Source organism: Brachybacterium zhongshanense, from assembly GCF_055385755.1.
The window spans coordinates 1,255,626-1,273,076 of the sequence record NZ_AP043790.1; the positions used below are offsets into that span (position 1 = coordinate 1,255,626).

12 protein-coding genes are annotated in these 17,451 nt (G+C 72.1%); 9 read left to right on the forward strand and 3 right to left on the reverse strand.

Annotated features, from left to right (window positions below):
• Window position 1 precedes the first annotated feature (1 nt).
• A complete protein-coding gene (locus tag ACZ5AJ_RS05725; protein ID WP_464137886.1) occupies window positions 2-1,390 on the forward strand; it encodes a UTP--glucose-1-phosphate uridylyltransferase in 1,389 nt (462 codons plus the stop codon).
• A 39-nt stretch (window positions 1,391-1,429) separates the two neighbouring features.
• Here the strand turns inward: ACZ5AJ_RS05725 and ACZ5AJ_RS05730 are convergent, their stop codons facing one another.
• Window positions 1,430-2,527, reverse strand: coding sequence for an acyltransferase family protein (locus tag ACZ5AJ_RS05730; protein WP_464137887.1), 1,098 nt, complete (start codon window positions 2,525-2,527; stop codon window positions 1,430-1,432).
• A gap of 47 nt (window positions 2,528-2,574) precedes the next feature.
• Window positions 2,575-6,024: a bifunctional proline dehydrogenase/L-glutamate gamma-semialdehyde dehydrogenase gene (locus tag ACZ5AJ_RS05735; RefSeq protein WP_464137889.1), complete on the reverse strand. Its 3,450-nt coding sequence runs from the start codon at window positions 6,022-6,024 to the stop codon at window positions 2,575-2,577.
• Between the two features lie 227 nt (window positions 6,025-6,251).
• On the opposite strand from ACZ5AJ_RS05735, the gene ACZ5AJ_RS05740 reads away from it, so the two are divergent.
• A complete protein-coding gene (locus ACZ5AJ_RS05740) occupies window positions 6,252-6,632 on the forward strand; it encodes a hypothetical protein (RefSeq protein ID WP_464137891.1) in 381 nt (126 codons plus the stop codon).
• A gap of 22 nt (window positions 6,633-6,654) precedes the next feature.
• On the opposite strand, the gene ACZ5AJ_RS05745 is transcribed toward ACZ5AJ_RS05740, so the two are convergent.
• Window positions 6,655-7,278, reverse strand: coding sequence for a thymidine kinase (locus ACZ5AJ_RS05745; RefSeq protein ID WP_464137892.1), 624 nt, complete (start codon window positions 7,276-7,278; stop codon window positions 6,655-6,657).
• A gap of 150 nt (window positions 7,279-7,428) precedes the next feature.
• On the opposite strand from ACZ5AJ_RS05745, the gene ACZ5AJ_RS05750 reads away from it, so the two are divergent.
• The 7 genes from ACZ5AJ_RS05750 to ACZ5AJ_RS05780 all read left to right on the forward strand — a co-directional run bounded on the left by ACZ5AJ_RS05750 (window position 7,429) and on the right by ACZ5AJ_RS05780 (window position 17,417).
• On the forward strand, window positions 7,429-8,376 hold the full coding sequence (locus tag ACZ5AJ_RS05750; protein WP_464137894.1) for a sugar phosphate isomerase/epimerase family protein: 948 nt from the start codon (window positions 7,429-7,431) through the stop codon (window positions 8,374-8,376).
• A gap of 185 nt (window positions 8,377-8,561) precedes the next feature.
• Window positions 8,562-9,593: a 3-oxoacyl-ACP synthase III gene (locus tag ACZ5AJ_RS05755; protein WP_464137895.1), complete on the forward strand. Its 1,032-nt coding sequence runs from the start codon at window positions 8,562-8,564 to the stop codon at window positions 9,591-9,593.
• A 50-nt stretch (window positions 9,594-9,643) separates the two neighbouring features.
• Window positions 9,644-12,280, forward strand: coding sequence for an alpha/beta fold hydrolase (locus tag ACZ5AJ_RS05760; RefSeq protein WP_464138699.1), 2,637 nt, complete (start codon window positions 9,644-9,646; stop codon window positions 12,278-12,280).
• Window positions 12,277-13,272 (forward strand): NAD-dependent epimerase/dehydratase family protein, encoded by a 996-nt coding sequence (locus tag ACZ5AJ_RS05765; RefSeq protein WP_464137896.1) that lies wholly within the window; start codon window positions 12,277-12,279, stop codon window positions 13,270-13,272. Before ACZ5AJ_RS05760 ends, ACZ5AJ_RS05765 begins: the two co-directional genes overlap by 4 nt.
• Before the next feature lie 46 nt (window positions 13,273-13,318).
• Window positions 13,319-13,996, forward strand: coding sequence for a vitamin K epoxide reductase family protein (locus tag ACZ5AJ_RS05770; RefSeq protein WP_464137898.1), 678 nt, complete (start codon window positions 13,319-13,321; stop codon window positions 13,994-13,996).
• A 155-nt stretch (window positions 13,997-14,151) separates the two neighbouring features.
• Entirely contained in the window at window positions 14,152-14,985 is an 834-nt protein-coding gene (locus ACZ5AJ_RS05775; RefSeq protein WP_464137900.1) for a helix-hairpin-helix domain-containing protein, read from the forward strand.
• Window positions 14,985-17,417: a ComEC/Rec2 family competence protein gene (locus ACZ5AJ_RS05780; RefSeq protein WP_464137902.1), complete on the forward strand. Its 2,433-nt coding sequence runs from the start codon at window positions 14,985-14,987 to the stop codon at window positions 17,415-17,417. The genes ACZ5AJ_RS05775 and ACZ5AJ_RS05780 overlap by 1 nt, the downstream gene beginning before the upstream one ends.
• Window positions 17,418-17,451 lie beyond the last annotated feature (34 nt).

Consider the following 17,451-nt stretch of genomic DNA (forward strand, 5'->3'; position numbering starts at 1 on the left):
CATGAGCATCGAAGGACTCTCAGCAGCCCAGAGGAAGATGGCCGAGGCGGGCGTCGCGCAGACTGCCGTCGACGTCTTCAGCCACTACTACGGTCAGCTCGAGGAGGGGGTCACCGGATCCATCCCCGAGGAGACCATCGAGCCGTACCTCGATCCGCCGCGCCTGGATGCCGTCGACGTCGACGCCGAGCAGGCGAAGGAGGCGTTCGACAAGCTGGTCATCATCGATCTCAACGGCGGCCTCGGGACCTCGATGGGGCTGGACCGTGCGAAGTCCCTGCTGCCCGTGCGGGACGGCCGCACCTTCCTGGACATCATCGTCGAGCAGGTCCGCGCCGCCCGCGCCGCCACCGGCGCCCGTCTGCCGCTCGTGTTCATGAACTCGTTCCGCACCCGCGAGGACACCCTCGAGCTGCTCGCGAAGTACGAGGACCTGCCCGTCGGGGACCTGCCGCTGGACTTCCTGCAGAACAAGGAGCCCAAGCTCCGCCAGGACGACCTGACCCCCGTCGAGTGGCCAGCGGACCCCGACCTCGAATGGTGCCCGCCCGGCCACGGCGACATCTACACCGCCCTGCAGACCTCCGGCCTGCTCCAGCAGCTGCTCGACGCCGGCTTCCGGTATGCCTCCGTCTCGAACTCGGACAACCTCGGCACCGTCCCCAGCCCCGAGATCGCCGGCTGGTTCGCGTCCACCGGGGCTCCCTATGCCGCGGAGCTGTGCCGCCGCACCATCGCCGATCGGAAGGGAGGCCATCTCGCGGTCCGCAGGTCCGACGGCCGGCTCATCCTGCGCGACACCGCGCAGACCCCGCCCGAGCAGATGGACTTCTTCACCGACGAGCACCGCCATCCGTTCTTCCACACCAACAACCTGTGGTGGGATCTCGAGCAGCTCGACGCGATCCTCAAGGAGCGCGACGGCGTCATGGGTCTGCCGCTGATCCGCAACGAGAAGACCGTCGATCCCTCCGACAAGTCATCCACCCCGGTCTTCCAGATCGAGGCCGCCATGGGGGCGGCGATCGAGGTGTTCGACGGCGCCACCGCCATCGTCGTCGGCCGCGACCGCTTCCTCCCGGTGAAGGCCACCAGCGACCTGCTGCTGGTGCGCTCGGACCTCTACGAGCTCGACGAGCGCTTCGCGCTCGTGCAGAAGGCCGCATCGATCCCCGCGGTGTCCCTGGCCTCCGGCCCCTACAAGCTGATCGGGGACTTCGAGCTGCGCTTCCCGCAGGGCGTGCCCTCCCTGAAGGAGGCGTCGAGCCTCGATGTGCAGGGCGACTGGACCTTCGGGGCCGACGTCACGGTCGTCGGCGATGCGATCCTCGGCGAAGAGGGCGGCGAGGTGCCCGAGGGCGCCCGCGTCGGCACCGCGACCGCGGACTGAGGAGCGATCCGGGGGTCGATCCCCTGCCCGGTCCCCTGATCAGCGGACCGGGCGGGGCGTCTCCTGCGACGCCCTGCCGCGCTCGTCGTCGCGGACCAGGAGATGCCCGATCGGCGGGTCGGTGACCCAGCGCGCTGCCCGGGCGACGACGCTCCGGGAGAGCACCGCCGTGATGCCCAGGCCGATGAGCACCATGAGGAGCGCGCCCCACCAGTGGTCGGCGAAGCCGAACGCCTCCTCCCGATAGCGGATCGGCAGCAGGACCAGCGGATGCAGCAGGTAGACGGTCAGAGATCGTTCTCCCAGCGGGGTCAGGAACCCCCTGCCCAGCGGCGTCACCAGGAGCAGCGCGACCGCTCCGATGACGCCGGCCGCCAGCACCAGCAGGTGCACGACGAGGCTGACGGGCGTGCTGTAGGGACCGTCCTCATAGTTGCTGCGCAGATAGAAGCGCACCACGGAGAAGCGCTCCGAGGTGGTGAAGGCCGTGGCCATCGCGATGGCGAGCACGAGAGCGCCGACGGGCAGGCGCCAGCGCCAGGTCCTGATCACCTCGAGGGTGCGAGGGGTCGCGATCAGACCCAGCACGAAGAACGGCATCATCTGGAAGAAGCGACCCAGGGTGAAGGTCGAGTCCAGACCGGGGTCCAGCGGGGAGATCACCGAGACCGCCAGGGCGAAGATCATCGGATATCGCAGCACCCGCAGCACGGGGGAGATCAGGCGCCACATCATCAGAGCCAGCAGGAACCAGAGCGTCCAGGCCGTGTCGACGAGCTGCAGGTCGAACTCGTCTCCCAGCAGCAGGACCTTCGCCGCCTCGTGGATCAGCTGGAAGATCAGGTAGGGCAGCGCCATCGCCGTGATCAGGCGCCGCACCTGGCGCGGCTCGTTGCGGTACGAGCGCGAGAGATAGCCGGAGATCGCCACGAACGCCGCCATGTGGAAGGAGTAGATCCACGTGTGCAGCGCACTGCCCAGCAGGCTCCTGTCGCCCTCGAAGCACTCGAGAGCATGGCCGACGACGACCAGTGCGATGAGGATCCCCCGTGCATTGTCGAGGAAGGGATCGCGGGCGGCGGGAGCGGAGGGCGCTGCGGCCCCAGCGCTGGACGGTGCGGCATCGGCGGCGGGCATTCGGCTCCTCGCAGAGATCGGGACGGGACCGGCCCACCCTAGGGGTGTCAGCGGGGACCGTGCGCGAAGCCCGCGCCCCCGGTGACGTCGAGAGGATGCGGCAGCGCGGTCCCGTAGCGGTGATCGGTGGCGCTGATCGCCTGTTCGCGCAGGAACGCCATCAGCTCCACCCTCCCGGATGCGACGACCGGATCGGCGAACAGGGCCACCTCCGCGCGTCGGGCGCGGGCCTCGGCGAGCCGGTCGTCGACCGCTCCGATCAGACGGACCCTGCACTGCTCGATGCTGTCGAAGGAGGCGGCGAAGGAGGACGCGTCCTCCATCCGGATGCGGGCGGTGTCCACGCCGGCGGCGAGGGCCGCCTCCCGCAGCTCGGGTGTCGCGACGGAGACCTCGATCGGCGCGGCCGCCGTCGCCGCGGCGTGGAGGACGCGGACGAGATGGGTCGCCGGGGCGTCGTCGGCCGCGCGGACCAGCACAGGCAGCGGGAGATGGCGCAGGACGTCGATCTCGCCGTGGATGTCCTGGACGTCCCGCGGGGCGAGGTCGGCGGCCATGGTCTCCCGGTCGCTGCGGCGGGCGGCGGCCAGCCAGGCCTCCTGGTCGGAGCCCGCGAGCTGCTCCGGGTCCTGCGCGTCCATGAGGTGCAGGAGGTAGCTGGGGCCGCCCGCCTTCGCGGTCTGGCCGACGGAGGACCGCTTCCAGCCGCCGAAGGGCTGGCGCTCGACCACTGCGCCCGTGATCCCTCGGTTGATGTAGAGGTTCCCCGCCTCGACGTTCTGGCTCCACCAGGCGATCTCGTCGGGATCCAGGGAGTGCAGCCCCGCGGTGAGGCCGAAGCCGGTGCCGTTCTGGAGGCGCACCGCATCCTCGAGGGTGCGGGCATGCATGATGCCCAGGACCGGGCCGAAGTGCTCCGTGAGGTGGAACTCAGAGCCCTCTCGCACCCCTTCCCGGACGCCGGGGGAGAACAGGCGCCCGGTGCTGTCCAGCGGCTGCGGTGCCGTCAGCCAGGTCTCGCCCTCTCCGAGCTCCGTCAGTCCCCGTTGCAGCTTCTCCCCGGGCTCCTCGATGACCGGCCCCATCTGGGCCGTGGGATCGGTGGGATGGCCGACGTGCAGGCTGAGGACGGCATCGGCGAGCTGCGCGTTGAAGCGCCGGGAGCGGGATACCGAGCCCACCGTGATCACGAGGCTCGCCGCCGAGCACTTCTGACCCGCATGGCCGAAGGCGCTCGCCACGACGTCCCGGGCCGCCAGGTCGAGATCCGCCGAGGGCGTCACGACGATGGCGTTCTTGCCGCTGGTCTCGGCGAGGATCCTCAGACGTGGCCGCCAGGAGGCGAACATCGCGGCGGTGTCGAAGGCGCCGGTGAGGATCAGCTGGTCGACCCGTTCGTCGGTGATCAGCGACCGGCCGACCTCGTCCTCGGGCAGGTCCACCACCCGCAGCACGTCCTCGGGCACGCCGGCCTCGTGGAGAAGCCGACCCAGCAGGGCACCGCAGCGGCGGGCCTGCGGAGCGGGCTTCAGGACCACGGCGCTCCCTGTGGCGAGCGCCGCCATCGTCCCCCCGGTGGGTATCGCGACGGGGAAGTTCCAGGGCGGTGCCACGACCGTCAGCCTCCTCGCGCGGAAGCGGACGTCGGTGCGCCGTGCGAGGACCTCCGCCTGCTCGGCGTAGTACAGGCAGAAGTCGATCGCCTCGGACACCTCGGGGTCGCCCTGCTCGAGAGCCTTGCCGGTCTCCGACGCCATGACCTCGAGCAGGTCGGCGCGATGGGCGGCGAGGGTGCGGGCGGCGCGGCGGAGCACCGCCCCGCGCCTCTCGGCGCCGAGCGCCTCCCAGTTGCCCTGCGCGGCGAGCGCCGCGGTGATGGTCGCGTCGACCTCCTCCCCGGTGCTGAGGTGCGCGGCGTCGGCCTCGTCGATGCCGATGCGCGAGGTGCGCAGCCGGTGGGTGATGCCGGCGGCCCACTGCTGGTTCGCCGGGACGGAGAGGTCGGTGTCGGGGGTGCTGCGGAACCGGCCGGGGACGGCGGGCAGGACGGAGGAGCCGAGCTCAGGCAGGCCCTCGCGCCTCTCCGCGGTGCGATCCTGGTCGCGGTGCGTGGGCACTGAGCGCTCGGTGAGCGCACGATCCAGGGCGCGGGCGAAGCGGTCGGTCTCCCGGTCGAACAGGTCGGGGCGGTCCTCGAGCTCGAACAGCGCGGACATGAAGTTCTGCGGCGAGGCGCTCTCCTCGAGCCGCCGCACGAGATAGGAGACGGCGACGTCGAAGTGGGCGGGGGCGACCACGGGCACGTACAGGCGCATGCTGCCGGTCGCCTCCCGGACCACGGCCCGGTGGCCGGGCGCCATCCCGGCCAGCATCTCGAACTCGACGCCGCTGCCGGGGCCGGGCCGGATGCCGCGCTCGCGCATGAGCAGATGGGCGAAGGCGATGTCGAAGAGGTTGTGCCCGGCGACGCCCAGATGCACGGACTCCAGGGCATCGGCGTCGAGGGCCTGCATGAGCAGGCGCTTGTACTGGGCGTCGGTCTCCTCCTTCGTCTCCAGCGGCGCCTGGCGCCAGCCGTGGAGCGAGGCCTCCACCTGCTCCATCGGCAGGTTCGCGCCCTTGACCAGCCGCACCTTTATGGGGGCTCCGCCGTCGGCGACGCGACGCTCGGCGAAGGCGCGCAGACGCTCGAGGGCGCGCGGGGCATCGGGCAGATAGGCCTGCAGGACCACGCCGGCGCGATACCCGGCCAGCTCGGGACGGTCCAGGAGGCGCTCGAAGACCTCCAGCGTGAGCTCGAGGTCGCGGTACTCCTCCATGTCCATGTTGATGAAGGTCGGTCGCGGGCCGCGCGACGCGTCGAGGTACAGGGGGAGCAGGGTCTCGACGATGTGGTCAACGGTCTCCGCCGCCGCCCACAGCGGCAGGTGGTCGACGACGGAGGAGACCTTGATGGACACGTAGTCGACGTCGTCGCGGGCCGTGAGCTCGCGGACGCCGCGCAGTCGGCGCGAGGCCTCCTGCGCACCGAGCACCGCCTCGCCCAGGAGATTCAGGTTAAGCCGCGTCCCGTCGGCGGTCAGTCGCGCGATGGCCGAGGTGAGCGGCCCCGGCCGTGCATCGAGGATGAGGTGGGAGACCATCGTCCGCATAGCCCTTCGGGCGGCGGGGACGACCATCTGCGGCGCCAGTGCGGATGCGGTGCCGCCCAGCGCCATCACGCGCCGCAGCGCGGGGGGAAGGAAGCCGGGCGGATCCTGCGCGAGGCGGCGCAGCTCCGCTGCGGCGGCGTGCGGATCCTCGGGACGGATCACCCGGTCGACGAACGCCAGGGCGAAGTCCAGGCCATGGGGGTCGCGTAGCAGGTCGGTCAGCAGCTGGGAGGAGGAGGGGACGGGCCGGGTGGCGGCCGCGGCACTCCACGTGCGCACCTGCTCGGCGACGTCCTCGATGGTCAGATGCGTGGTCAGGCGCGCAGGGTTCTCGGGGTGCGGCATCGGTGCGATCTCCTCCTTCGTCGCCGCGGGTGGCGGCGATCGGTCGGCGGCTCGGAACGGCGGGTCCCTGGGGCCTCGTCGCCCCTGCCTGCGATCGTAGATCCTCCGAGGGGACGGCGAGGGCGGACCGCGGTCCCGCTGCGGCCTCCGCCCGCGCTGCTCGGACATGCATACACGTCGTGATCTGTGACACCATGCTCTCCTCCCCTCGAACTCCGGAGGCACAGATGAAGAAGATCGTCTTCCTGGCAGGACTGGCAGTGGGCGTGGTGATCGGCTCCCGGCTCGGTCGCGGCCCCTACGACTCCCTCGAGCGCACGGCACGGCAGGTCGCCCAGGACCCCGAGGTGCAGCGCCGAGCGGCGGCCGCGAGGGACGCGGCGGGCCGCGCGGCGCACGATGCCGCCACGGGAGCGCGGAGCGCTGTCGCCGAGGCGGCGAGCGCGGCGAAGGACCGGCTTGCGACAGGCGCCGACGACGAGGAGCTGCTGGGACTGCTCGACGAGGAGGACGCGGCCGGCGGATCGGAGACCTCGGAGGGCGCGCAGAGCGCTGCGACCTCGGGAGGCGATGCCGAGGTCGGGGACGAGAAGCCTCTGAGCTCCTGAGGAGGCCGGGCGGGACGGGCGCTCAGGCGCGAGGAGCGCGACCCAGCACGGTCGTGCCCGCCGCGGCCTGCTCCTCGAGGAAGCAGTTGCCGCAGAGGGACTCGTAGGTCACCTCGGTGCCGTCGATCGCGACCTGGTCGCCCTCGAACACATGGCGGCCGTCGACGATCCGGCAGTTGAACTCGGCCTGCGATCCGCAGCGGCACATCGTCGGCAGCTTCTCGACGTTGTCGGCGAGCTCGAGCAGGCGCTGCGCGCCCGGGAACGTGCGGGTGCGGAAGTCCGTGCGCAGCCCGTAGCAGATCACCGAGGTGCCCTCGAGCTTGGCGATGCGGAAGAGGTCGTCGATCTGGTCAGGCTCGAGGAACTGGGCCTCGTCGACGAGCACGCAGTGCAGGGGACGCCTGTCCAGCTCGTCGGCCGCCGCCAGGATGCGCGACCGCAGATCCTCCCCGGACCCGGCGAGCACATCGACCCGCCGGCGGGCGCCGCCTCGGGCGACCACCCAGTCCTCGCCCTTGGTGTCCAGGGCCGGCTTGACCGTGATCGTGGCCAGCCCCCGCTCGTCGTAGTTGTAGGCCGTCTTGATGAGGGTGTCGGACTTCCCGGAGTTCATCGCTCCGTACTTGAAGTGCAGCTTGGCCATGCGCGCGGTGCTCCGTGGGGTGACGAGGCGGGTGGAGGACGACCGACAGGCTACCGGCGGCGATGATCCCGCCCTCTGTCGGTGGGGTCTGCGGCGGGGTCCCTGCGGCATACTGTCAGAGGCCCCGGTGCCGGGGCGGAAGGAGCGGAGATGAGCCGAAGCAAGCCGGTCACCCGGCCCAACACCGCCCACCGCTCGGGTCGGGAGAGCCTCTCGCGGCGCCTCGCGGAGGGCGACCGGCGCAGCGAGCAGCATCCGGTGCGTCACATCCCCGTCGGGCTGTCCACGTCCTCGGTCTTCCCGGCGGGCGTGGAGGAGTGCTTCCGGCTGTCCCGGCGGATCGGGTACGACGGCGTCGAGGTGATGGTGTCCTACCCCAAGGACAGCCAGGATCCCGCTGTGCTCCGTCGGTATGCCGAGAGGTACGAGCAGCCGATCATGTCGCTGCATGCGCCGACGCTGTTCTTCCTTCAGGGGCTGTGGGGCCGGGACGCCTGGGTGAAGATCGAGCGCACCGTCCAGATGGCCGTCGAGCTCGAGGTGCCCACCGTCGTCGCCCATCCGCCCTTCCGCTGGCAGGGCTCCTACGCCAAGGAGTTCGTCGGCGGCGTCGCCGAGCTCGAGGCGCGCTACGGGGTCGCGATCGCAGTGGAGAACATGTACCCGTGGCGGGCGGGCCTGCGCGAGGTCATGGTCTATCTGCCCGACCACGATCCGACCGACGAGGACTACGCCCACGTCACCGTGGACCTCTCGCATGCCGCGACCGCGGGCGATGATCCGCTGGCGATGGTCGACAGGCTGGGGGAGAGGCTCACCCATCTGCATCTGGCCGACGGCTCGGGACGCACCACCAAGGACGAGCACCTGCCGCCGGGCGAGGGGAACCAGCCGTGCGCGGAGGTGCTCAGGCGCCTGGCCAACCGGGGATGGGGCGGATCGGTGCTGCTGGAGGTCAGCACCCGGGGGGCCGGCGGCGACGCCGCTCGCGAGCGGATCCTGCGCCAGTGCCTGCTGTTCGCGCGCCACCATCTTGGCCATCACCTCGATCCGGAGGACGCTCCGCCCTCCCCGGGGAGCCCCGCCGGGGACCCCTGAGGATCCTCCGGCGTGGCATGGGACACCCCCCGAGGGTGTGTTCCGCCACCCGTCCATCCCGCCCCCAGGGCCCGGTGGAACAATGTCCGACGCGAGCCCGCCAGCGGGCCCGCCGCCAGCAGCCGGCCGCCGTCGACCGGCGCCATGGGTCCCGCCACGAACGACGAACGAGGTAGCGCACGCAGATGGGGAACGGCAACACGGCAATCGTCCACAGGAATGCGGCGCTGCTCGCGGTGGAGATGAGCCTTCCGCAGGTGACCGTCACCTCCGACGAGATCGACGAGATGCTCACGCCGGCCCGCAAGCGCCTGCGCCTGCCCAAGGGCGTCCTGCAGCGCGTCGCCGGCGTCTACGAGCGGCGCTGGTGGAAGGACACGGCCAACGGCTGGAAGCAGGGCGTCGTGCTCGCCGCCGAGCGCGCGATGGCCAAGGCGGGCATCATGCGCGACCAGGTGGGGCTGCTGATCAACGCCTCGGTCTGCCGCCAGCATCTCGAGCCTGCGGTCTCCACCCAGATCCATCACTCGCTGGGCATGCCGCGCAGCTGCATGAACTTCGACATCACCAACGCGTGCCTGGGCTTCGTCAACGCCATGACGGTCGCCGCCGGCATGATCGACGCCGGGCAGATCAGGTATGCGCTCGTCGTCGGCGCTGAGGACGTGGAGGAGGTGCAGCGCGGGACCGTCGAGCGCCTGAACTCCAAGAGCGCCACCCGGGCCGACTTCAACAACCAGTTCGCCGCGCTCACCCTGGGCTCCGGGGCCGCTGCGGCCGTGCTGGGTCCGGCCGACGAGCACCCCGAGGGGCATCGCCTCAAGGTCACCCAGGCGCGTGCCGGCACCGAGCACAACGAGCTGTGCATCGGCGACATGGAGGACATGCGCACCGACTCCGCGGGCCTGCTCGAGAACGGCATCTCGCTGATCCTGGACACGTGGAAGGGCGCCAACGACGACGGACTCGACTTCGCCAGCATCGAGCACTTCATCCCGCACCAGGTCTCCATGGTCTACACGCGCAACTTCTCGAAGATCACCGGTGTGGGCATGGAGCGCATCCCCGTGTCCTTCCCCGACTGGGGCAACGTCGCCGCGGAGGCCGTCCCCATGACCCTCGCCCATCATCAGGAGAAGATCGCGCGCGGGGAGAGGGTCCTTCTGATGGGCGTCGGATCGGGACTCAACACCGCCATGATGGAGGTCCAGTGGTGAATGCACCCTCAGCAGGCCGTCGACGCGCGGCGGTCCCCGAGATCCCCGACATGCCGGGCGTGGACCCGCGCATCCACCGCAGCGTCGAGGTGCGCGACCACGCCGGCGAACCGCGCCGATGGCATCTGCTGGACTCCGCCCCGCTGCTCGAGGAGCGTGGGATCGAACCGCGCGGCACCCTCCTCGCGGTCCACGGGAACCCGACGTACTCCCTGCTCTTCCGCTCGCTCGTGCGTGATGACATCCCCTGGCGGCTGATCGCCGTGGACCAGCTCGAGATGGGCTGGTCCGAGCGCACCGGCACTGCGCGCCGTCTGCAGGATCGGATCACCGACCTGTCGCTGCTCACCGACGCCCTGTCGATCCAGGGCCCCGTGGTCACCGTCGGCCATGACTGGGGCGGCATCATCTCCACCGGCTGGGCGCTCGACAACCGGCACGACCTGGTCGGCATGGTGCTGACGAACACCGGCATCCACCAGGAGCTCGGCGAGCAGCTCCCACGGGCGCTGCAGCTGGCGACCGCGCCCGGCCTGCTGCCGGCCTCGACCTCCCTCACCGACGCCTTCCTGCGCACCACCCTCGCCCTCTCCGGCGAGGCCATCGGCAAGGATGTCCGGGAGGCCTATCTCGCCCCCTACCGCACCCGCGCGCGCCGCCGCGGCATCGAGGCGTTCGTCGCGGACATCCCCGACACCGCCGGCCACCCGTCCCGTGCCGCCCTCGAGCGGCTCGCCGAGGGCATCCGGCACCTGGACGTCCCCACGCTCCTCGCGTGGGGCCCCAAGGACGTGACCTTCTCCGACCGCTACCTGCGCGATCTCATCGAACGCGTCCCCCATGCCGATGTGCATCGGTTCGAGGGGACGAGCCACCTCGTGTGGGAGGAGGCCGACGTCGCCGGCACCGTCGCCGAATGGCTCGAGGACACCTTCGGCGAGGATCCCTCGGCCCCCGTCGACGTCCAGGAGCGCCGCCCGGCAGTCTCCTCCTACGCCGAGCAGGTGCCCGTGAAGCACGTCGGCGAGGCTCTCGCGCGGCTCGCCGCCGATCCCGTCCACGCGCACGGCCCCGCCGTCGTCGAGATCGGCACCGGCGACGAGCCCTCGCGCGAGATCACCTGGTCCCTGCTGGGCAAGCGGGTGGACGACATCGCCGCCGGGATGCTCGCCCACGGCATCCTCCCCGGCGAGCGCGTGAGCGTGCTGATCACACCGGGCGCGGACCTCACGGGCGTGCTGTACGCATGCCTGCGCATCGGGGCCGTCGCCGTGATCGCCGACGCGGGCCTCGGCATCGACGGGCTCACCCGCGCTGTCGTCGGCTCCCATCCCGACTGGATCGTCGGGATGCCCAAGGCCCTGGCCGGCGCCCGGGCGCTCGGCTGGCCGGGCAGGCGCATCAGCGTCGAGCAGCTGCCGACGGTCGATCGCCGCGTCCTCGGCGTGGACACCTCGATCGCCCAGCTCGCCGCCACCGGTGCCCAGATGCGCGATCTCGGCGCCCCGCTGGACGTCGAATGGCCCGAGGCCGACGCCGACGCGGCGATCCTGTTCACCTCGGGCTCCACGGGACCCGCGAAGGGCGCCGTCTACACGCATGCGCAGCTGAGCGCGATGTTCGCCGCTGTCGGGGACACGCTGCAGCTGGATCCCGAGCGGGGCCTGGTGGCGGGCTTCGCCCCCTTCGCACTGCTGGGCCCGGCCCTCGGCGCTCCCACCGTCGTGCCCGACATGGACATCACCCGTCCCGGGGAGCTGACCGCGACGGCGCTCGCGGATGCGGTCGCCGCCCTCGGGTCCCCGGCGGTGTTCACCGCCCCCGCGGCGCTGCGCAACATCCTCGACACCGCGAAGGATCTCGATCCGGAGCGCCGGGCCGCGCTCGCACGGTCGGCGAGCTTCTTCTCCGCCGGCGCTCCCATCCCGGCGCACCTGCTGCGAGGCCTGCGGGAGATCATGCCCGAGGCCGCGGCGCTGACCCCCTACGGGATGACCGAGTGCCTGGCCGTCGCCGCGATCGACCTCGAGGGCATCGAGGCCGCGGGCGAGGGGTCCGGCGTGTGCGTGGGCACCCCGGTGCCGCGGGTGGAGATCGCCATCGCCGCGATGGACGCCGACGGGGAGACGACCGGTGAGATCGGCACGGAGCCCGGCGTGACCGGCGAGGTGCTCGTGCGCGCCCCGCACGTGCGCGACCGCTACCTCATGCTGTGGCGCACCACGCGGACCTCGATGCGCTTCGAGGGCTGGCACGCCACCGGTGACGTCGGGCATCTCGACGACGCCGGCCGGCTGTGGATCGAAGGGCGCACCGCGCATGTGCTCGCGACCGCCGACGGCCTGTTCACCCCGGTGCAGGTCGAGGAGGCCGCTGAGACGGTGCCGACGGTGCGTCGTGCCGGCGCCGCCGTCGTCGGCCCCCGCGGAACCCAGCAGATCGTCGTGTTCGTCGAGACCGAGGATGACTACAGACCCGGGAAGGCGACGCGTCCGCATCCTGCTCCGGCTCCGCTGCAGGAGGCCGTCCGGCGCGCCGTGCGGGAGCTCTCCGGGGCCGAGGCGACCGCGGTGTTCGCCACCCGCTCGCTGCCGACGGACATCCGCCACAACTCGAAGATCGACAGGGCTGCGCTCTCGCGCTGGTCCGAGCAGACGCTGCGCGGCGAGAAGGCGGACGCCCTGTGAGCGCCCGCACCGTCCTGGTCACCGGTGCGTCGGGAATGCTCGGCGGCGCCGTCGCCGAGATGCTGCGTGACCGCGGGGACTCCGTGCGCGCCTTCCAGCGACGCCCCGCGGCGATCCCCGGAGTCGAGGACGTCCAGGGGTCGCTGACCTCCGCCGACGACGTCCGCCGCGCCGTCGAGGGGGCCGACGCCGTCGTCCACCTGGCAGCGAAGGTCTCCATCTCCGGTCCGGAGGAGGAGTACCGCCAGGTCAACATCGAGGGCACCCGTCATGTCGTCGACGCCCTGCGCGAGCGCGGAGGAGGGGACCTGGTGAACGTCTCCTCCCCGTCGGTCGCGCACCTGGGCCGCGCGATCGTGGGCGCCGATGCGACGCCCGCCGACCCCGAGCGCGCCCGCGGCCCCTACGCGCGCACCAAGGCCGCCGCCGAGCTGCTGGCGATGGCGGCCGACGGAGCGGACGGGCTGCAGGTGACCTCCGTCCGTCCGCACATCGTCTGGGGTCCCGGCGACACCCAGCTGGTCGGCCGGATCGTCGACCGCGCCAGAAGCGGACGTCTGCCCCTGCTCGATCAGGGCATGGCGCTGATCGACACCACCTACGTCGACAACGCCGGGAGCGCGATCGTCGCCGCGCTGGACCGCATCGACGACGTCCATGGGGAGAGCTTCGTGATCACCAACGGGGAGCCCCGCACCGTGCGCGACGTGTTCACCGGGTTCTGCGACGCCGCCGGCGTCCCCGGTCCGCGGCTGCGGATCCCCGGGGCGCTCGGGCGCGCGGCCGGCCGTCTCGTCGAGCGGGTCTGGGAGATCCGGCCCGGAGAGGACGAGCCGCCGATGACGGAGTTCCTCGCCGAGCAGATGTCCACCGCCCACTGGTTCGACCAGCGCCGCACCCGCGAGCGCCTGCAGTGGCATCCTGAGGTCTCCATGGAGGAGGGCTTCGCCCGCCTCGCCGAGTGGTACCGCATCCACCCCCTGAGCGCCTGAGCCCGTTCCTCAGCTCGCAGGCACGCCGACCCACGGAAGGTCACCGATGAGCGACGACCCACGATCCGACGAACCGACCGAGGCCGAGCTCCTCGCCGAGATCGACGCGGAGATCGCCGCCGAGCGCTCGGCCCGTCCGCGCGCCGGCGCACCGCTGACCGGGGCGGTCCTGCTGATCGCGGGCCTGGTCGCGTGGATCGCGGCGATGACCCTCATGGTCGACAAGCTGTTCCTGCTGGAGAACCCGGGAGCCGTCCTCGGCTGCGACATCAACCCGTTCATCTCCTGCGGGAGCGTGATGATGACATGGCAGTCGAACGCCTTCGGGGTGCCGAACATGGCGATCGGGCTCGCCGGGTACGCGATCATGGGCGTGCTGGGCTCTCTCATGATCAGCGGGGTGCGGCTGCCGACCTGGATGCGCTGGGCGCGGCTGGGCGGGATGACCTTCGCCTTCGGCTTCATCCACTTCCTCGCGTACTCGGCCCTGTACGTGATCAGGGCGCTGTGCCCGTGGTGCATGGTCGTGTGGGCGGCGACCGCGCCGATGTTCTTCGCGACGCTCGCGCACACGATCGAGGACGGCGACCTGCCGCTCCCGCGACCGTTCGCGAACATCCTCCGGCACTGGATCGTGCTGACACTGCTGTGGTACCTGCTCATCGTCGTGCTCATCGCCCTCGCGTTCCTGCCGCAGTGGATGACGATGCTGGGTCTGCGCTGATCCGCTGACCGGCTGCTCCGCCGACGCGCTGATCCTCGGAGGCGGCGGCCCGCCGCGACATCGCAGAGGCCGACCACTCCTCCCCACCCCCGCTCCGTCCCCAGCGCGGCACCAGCCCCCGCGGACAGGACCGACCGCTCCCTAGCCTTCCGGACATGAGAGCAGCATCCAGCCCCCGCCGGGGGCGCCTCGGCGCACCCGGCGGACGCCACCGGCGCCCCGAGCAGGACCCGACACCGGACCTCCTGATCGAGCAGCGCGACCGGACAGCAGCCCCGCACCGTCGGCTGCGCCTCCCGGCGCCCTCTCCCTCCTCCCTCGTGGGCATCGCCGTGCTCGTGCTGATCGGCGTCGGCGTCGTGCACCTGTCCGGCAGCGGTTCCGCGGTGCCGCTCGAGGATGCTTCGCCGACAGTCCAGATCGAGTCCGCGGATGCCGCTGCCCCGTCGGATGCTCCCACCCTCGCCGCGGAGTCCGATGCGCCGTCCTCCGCACCGGCATCCGCGGCCGCGACCGGGCAGGGCGACGTCGTCGTCCACGTCTCCGGACAGGTCGCGGAGCCGGGCGTCGTCACCCTTCCCGTCGGATCCCGGGTCGACGATGCGGTGCGTGCCGCGGGCGGAGCCACCGGGGAGGCGGACCTCGCCGCGCTGAACCTCGCCCGCGTCCTCGTCGACGGCGAGCAGGTGCACGTCCCCGAGCCCGGCGAGGCCGTCCCCACGCCGCCGACGGGCGGATCGGCCACGACCTCCCCGTCGTCGGGCGGCACGGGAGCCGACGACGGCTCCGGCGCGACGGGGACGGTCGACCTGAACGCGGCGAGCGCGGCAGAGCTCGAGGACCTGCCCGGGGTGGGCCCGGCGATCGCTCAGCGCATCGTCGACCATCGCGAGGCCAACGGCCCGTTCCGGAGCGTCGACGACCTGCTCGAGGTCTCCGGCATCGGACCGGCGACCCTCGAGCGGATCCGCCCGGCGGCGTCCGTCTGATGGGCGGCACCCCGGCCGACGCCCCGGCTCCGGCGGCCGCCGCGCCGCGCAGCGGACTCCGACGGGGCGACCTGCGCCTGCTGCCGGGCGCCTGTGCCATCTGGGTGCTCGCCGTGCTCGGAGCGGCCTGGGGGCTGGGCGCCGCCGTGGCCGCCGCGGCGGCTCTGGCATCAGTCGTCCTCACCGCCGTCATCGCGCTCGGACGCCGACAGCGCTCCGCCGTGCTCATGGCGCACCTGGCCCTCGTGCTGCTCGCGTGCATCCTGCTGGTCCCCGCCCTGGAGCGCGCGGACCGTACCCGCTCCCGTCTCGCCGATGCCGCGGAGGACGGCCGGATCCTCGAGGTCTCCCTCGTGCTGCGGTCCGATCCCTCCGCCCCGACCTCCGGCCCCGAGTGGTCCCGGGACGGGCTGAGGGCGAGCGCACGGACCGTCCGCGGTCCCGTGAGGATCGGAGCGGAGACCGCCCATCTGCCCGGGTCCGTGCCCGTCCTGCTGAGCGCGGCCGACGGCGCGTCGGACCAGCTCGCCGACGCCCATGACGGCGAGGCGGTGCGGGTCAGGGGAGTCCTGCGGGATGCGGACGGACTGCTCGTGCTGCAGGCGTACGAGGTGCATGTCGCGCCGCGCACCGGCATCGGGGGCGCGCTCGACCGGGCTCGGCAGACGCTGCGCCAGCGGGCCCGGGCCTCGACCGCCCATCTGAGCGGCGACGAGGGCGCGCTCGTGCGCGGCATGACCACGGGCGACACCCTGGGCCTGTCCGAGCAGGCCGAGGAGATGATGCGCCGCGCGGGCATCTCCCACCTGGTCGCGGTGTCCGGGGCGAACATCGCCCTGGTGATCGCTGCGGTCACGGTCCCGCTGCTGCTGGCAGGCGTGCGGCGCAGACCGCGGATGGCCCTCGCAGCGCTCGCGATGGCGGCCTACGTGTGGCTCGTCGGCGACGAGCCCTCGGTGCAGAGGGCGGCGACGATGGCGACGCCGCTGCTGGTCGCCCGCTTCCTCGGTGTGCGCGCCTCTCCCGTCGCGAGCCTCGCCCTGACCGTCGCCCTCTGGTCCGTCCTGGATCCTGTCACCGCGGCCAGCATCGGGTTCCTGCTCTCGGCGCTCGCGACCGGGGCGATCCTGATCGCCGCCCCGCCGCTGGGCCGCGCCATCGCGGAGATGAGCGGCGGGCGCCTGGGGGAGACCGGGAGCCTCGTGATCGCCGTCCCGCTGGTCGCGCAGCTCGCCTGCACGCCTGTGCTGATTCTGCTGGCTCCTGAGGTGTCGATCTGGGCGGTGGTCGTGAACATGCTGGTGGATCCGCTGGTCGGACCCATGACGGTGATCGGCCTGGTATCCCTGCTCGTCGGTCTCCTCTGGCCCGATGGCGCGGCGGCCCTGATGACCGTCGGCGCCGGGGGAGCGCATCTGGTCCTCCTGATCGCTCGACAGGCCGATGCGCTCCCTCTGTCGAGGATCTCCGTGGCCGAGGGCCTGCCCGGGGTGCTGATCTGCCTGGGTGCGATCCTCGCGCTGACCCTCGCGATCAGGACCCGCCGCAGCCCCGTCACCCGCTGGACCGTCGCTGGGATCGCCGTCGTGGCTCTGGCCTGGTCCCTCGGCCGCACCGGTCCGCTGCGCGAGCGGACGGCATGGATCATCGCCGCCTGCGCGGTCGGCCAGGGCGACGCGCTGCTGCTGCGCACCGGGGAGGACGGCGATGACCGCACGGTGCTGGTGGATACCGGCCCCGATCCGGAGGCGCTCGAGGAGTGCCTCGATCTGCTGGACGTCACCGCCATCGACCTGCTCGTGCTCACCCACCCGCATGCCGACCACACCGGTGGTCGCGACGCCCTCGTGGGGGAGCGCCTGCCGGAGGCGCAATGGATCTGTCCGATGGACCGCGCGGCGGGTTCGGTCGTGCCGGGCTCGCCCGTCGAGATCGCGACCACCGGCACCGCGGAGGAGATCGGAGGCCTCTCGCTCCAGGTGCTGTGGCCACCGACCGCCGAGGCGGCCCGCTCCGCCTCGGCGCGTGAGCAGCCCTCCGGGGAGGTCGACGGTGCCAACGACTGCTCGATCGTCCTCTCCGTCCGCTGGGAGGACGGCCTCGAGCTGGTGGCCCTCGGTGATCTCGAGCCTGCGGCCCAGGGCGATCTGCTCGACCTCGACCCCGGCGGAGCCATCACTGCGGGCGCCGATGTCGTCAAGACGGCTCACCACGGGTCCCGCTTCCAGGACCCGGAGCTCTACGCCGCCCTGTCCCCGCGGATCGCGCTGTTGACCGTCGGGCAGGAGAACACCTTCGGCCATCCCACCGAGCAGACCCTCAGCCTGCTGTCCGACGTCGGCGCCGGGATCGTGCGCACCGACGTCCACGGCACCGTGATCATCCCGGCCGACGATCCCTTCGCGCCCAGGGCCGTCGGCCCCGCCCGATAGGATCGATCCGGCACCGAGCCTGTGAAGGAGACCC